Source organism: Variovorax sp. 01T439_2 (assembly GCF_056398445.1).
This window is the reverse complement of record NZ_JBFTPJ010000872.1, coordinates 1-2,509: the sequence shown is the minus strand read 5'-3', so window position 1 is coordinate 2,509 and position 2,509 is coordinate 1. Positions and strand designations below refer to the sequence as shown.

Annotated in this window: 3 protein-coding genes; all 3 read right to left on the bottom strand. The window is 63.6% G+C overall.

The genetic code is table 11. The annotated features are described in order from the left end of the window. Positions 1–882 (bottom strand): ATP-binding cassette domain-containing protein (locus tag AC1DOC_RS29075; RefSeq protein WP_478131061.1); only part of this gene is annotated, 882 nt, incomplete at its 3' end. Positions 883–890: 8 nt separating this feature from the next. Then, a complete protein-coding gene (gene chvE, locus AC1DOC_RS29070; protein ID WP_012746194.1) occupies positions 891–1,961 on the bottom strand; it encodes a multiple monosaccharide ABC transporter substrate-binding protein in 1,071 nt (356 codons plus the stop codon). A 132-nt stretch (positions 1,962–2,093) separates the two neighbouring features. Next, a partial coding sequence (locus AC1DOC_RS29065) for a substrate-binding domain-containing protein (RefSeq protein ID WP_478131060.1) occupies positions 2,094–2,509 on the bottom strand: 416 nt, incomplete at its 5' end.

Below are 2,509 nucleotides of genomic sequence, written 5' to 3'. Positions count from 1 at the left end.
ATGCAGGTCCACGCCCTTGATCTGTTCGCGGTCGGCATGCAGCGCATGGTGCACGCGCCAGTCGCGCACCTCGAACACCGTCTCGCCGATCTTCGGATCGCGCTGCGGATAGCGGTGCGCCATGTCGCGCCCGACCATGCCGCGGATGATGCGGTCCTCGCTGATCGGCTGGCCGCGGCAGTCCATGGTCTCCACCGTGGCGCCGTCGCGCAGCACGGTGATGGAGTCGGCCACCTTGGCAATCTCGTTGAGCTTGTGCGAGATCAGGATCGACGCGATGCCCTGGCGCTTGAGCTCCAGCAGCAGCATCAGCAGCGCGTCGCTGTCGTTCTCGTTGAGGCTGGCCGTGGGCTCGTCGAGGATCAGCAGCTTGACCTCCTTGGCCAGTGCTTTCGCAATCTCCACCAGCTGCTGCTKGCCCACGCCCAGGTCGGTCACGAGCGTGGTGGGCGGCTCCTTGAGGCCCACCTTGGCAAGCAGCTCGCGCGTCTTCGCATAGGCGGCGAACCAGTCGATCACGCCGCCGCGCGCAATTTCGTTGCCAAGGAAGATGTTCTCGGCAATGGACAGGAGCGGCACCAGCGCCAGCTCCTGGTGGATGATGATGATGCCGAGCTTCTCGCTGTCGGCAATGCCCTTGAAGCGGCGCAGCTCGCCCTCGAAGTGGATCTCCCCGGTGTACGAGTCGCACGGGTAGACGCCGCTCAGCACCTTCATGAGCGTCGACTTGCCCGCGCCGTTCTCGCCGACCACCGCGTGGATCTCGCCCGCGCGCACCGCCAGGTTGACATCGCTGAGYGCCTTCACGCCCGGAAATGTCTTGGTGATGCCGCGCATCTCGAGGATGCTGCGGCTGTCCGCTGCTGCTGCTGCTGCTGCCATTCCAACGCTCACTTGACCTGGCTTTCCTTGTAGTAGCCGCTGTCGACCAGCACCTGCTTCCAGTTGCCGCCGTCCACGCTCACGGGCTTGAGCAGGTAGGAAGGCACCACCTTGATGCCGTTGTTGTAGGTCTTGGTGTCGTTCACCTCGGGCGTCTTGCCCGACAGCATGGCGTCGACCATGGCCACCGTGACCTTGGCCAGCTCGCGCGTGTCCTTGAACACGGTCGAGGTCTGCTCCTTGCGCAGGATCGACTTGACCGACGGAATCTCCGCGTCCTGGCCCGAGACGACGGGCATCGGCTGCGATGCCGAGCCGTAGCCCACGCCCTTGAGCGACGAGAGAATGCCGATCGACAGCCCGTCGTACGGCGACAGCACCGCATCGACGCGGTCCTTGCTGTAGTAGGCCGACAGCAGGTTGTCCATGCGCGCCTGCGCCACCGCGCCGTCCCAGCGCAGCGTGCCGACCTTGTCCATGCCCATCTGCTTGCTGCGAACCACCAGCTTGCCGCTCTTGATGTACGGCTCCAGCACCGACATCGCGCCGTTGTAGAAGAAGAAGGCGTTGTTGTCGTCGGGCGAGCCGCCGAACAGCTCGATGTTGAACGGGCCCTTGCCGCTCTTCAGGCCGAGCGCCGACTCGATCGACTGCGCCTGCAGCACGCCGACCTGGAAGTTGTCGAAGGTGGCGTAGTAGTCGACGTTCTTCGAGCCCTTGATGAGCCGGTCGTAGGCAATGACCTTCACGCCCTTGTCGGCCGCCTTCTGCAGCACGTCGGACAGCGTGGTGCCGTCGATGGCCGCGATGACCAGCACCTTGGAGCCCTTGGTCACCATGTTCTCGATCTGCGCGAGCTGGTTCGGGATGTCGTCGTCGGCGTACTGCAGGTCGGTCTTGTAGCCCTTCTCCTTGAAGTACTTGACCATGTTGGCGCCATCGGCGATCCAGCGCGCCGACGACTTGGTCGGCATCGAGATGGCGATCGGGCCCTTGTCCTGCGCATGCGCGAGCGGCGCGATGCCGGCGATGGCCAGTGCGATGCCTGCGAGCGAGGCCTTGAGGAAGTTGCGTTTCATGATTCGATCCGTTTTTTCAATAATTACTGTCTTTTCCAGGGACACCGCGGAACCGGCTTCGCCGGGCCGCTGGTGTCGCCCCCGGTGAGGGGGTTGGCGTAGCGACACGAAGTGCGCGAAGACTGGGGGAGTTCAATATTTTCGGTTGGGGAATTCCTTGGCGGCGACTTCCATCGGGAAGATCGTCTCTTCGGTCACGATGCGCTTGGGCAGCTGCTTGCCGGCCTTGATGTCCTTCACGGCGCTCATCAGCTGGGGGCCGAGCAGCGGGCTGCATTTGACCGACACGTTGAGCTTGCCGGCGATCATGGCTTCGAAGGCGCCCTTGACGGCATCGATCGAGATGATCGTGATGTCCTTGGCCGGCTTCAGGCCCGCTTCCTCGATGGCCTGGATGGCGCCAATGGCCATGTCGTCGTTGTGCGCGTAGAGCACGTTGATCTTCTTGCCATCGGCCTTCAGGAAGGCTTCCATCACTTCCTTGCCCTTGGCGCGCGTGAAGTCGCCGGTCTGCGAGCGCAGGATCTTGAACTTGGGGTCGGCCTTGA